This is a genomic window from Mesorhizobium sp. M00.F.Ca.ET.216.01.1.1 (assembly GCF_004010325.2).
Taxonomy (GTDB): Bacteria; Pseudomonadota; Alphaproteobacteria; order Rhizobiales; family Rhizobiaceae; genus Mesorhizobium.
The window spans coordinates 1-369 of sequence record NZ_SADR02000237.1 but is presented as its reverse complement, the minus strand read 5'-3'; the positions used below and the strand labels follow the sequence as shown (position 1 = coordinate 369).

Annotated in this window: 1 protein-coding gene; it reads left to right on the top strand. The window is 59.9% G+C overall.

Features of this window, described 5'->3' with window-relative positions:
• On the top strand, positions 1-369 hold a 369-nt coding region (locus EN859_RS35905), incomplete at both ends, for an ABC transporter substrate-binding protein (RefSeq protein ID WP_189502521.1).

Below are 369 nucleotides of genomic sequence, written 5' to 3'. Positions count from 1 at the left end.
AAGCGCCCGACGGCGCATGGGCGACCTTCGTGAACAACTACTTCTCGTTCGCGATCAACCCCGAGGTTACGAAAAACGAGCCCAGAACATTTGCCGATCTGCTGCATCCGGACTACAGCGGCAAGATCGCCTATTCGAATCCGGCGACGGCGGGCGACGGCATGGCCGTGATCATTCTGACGTCGTCGCTGATGGGCGAGGACAAGGCTTTCGACTATCTGAAGAAGCTGGAGCAAAGCGCCCGATTCCACACCAAGGGTACCGGCTATCTCGACGTGCTGCTCTCGCGCAACGAAATAGCGTTTGCCAACGGCGACTTGCAGATGGACCTCGACGACGCGGCCAACGGCGGTCTGTCGCTCAAGCCCG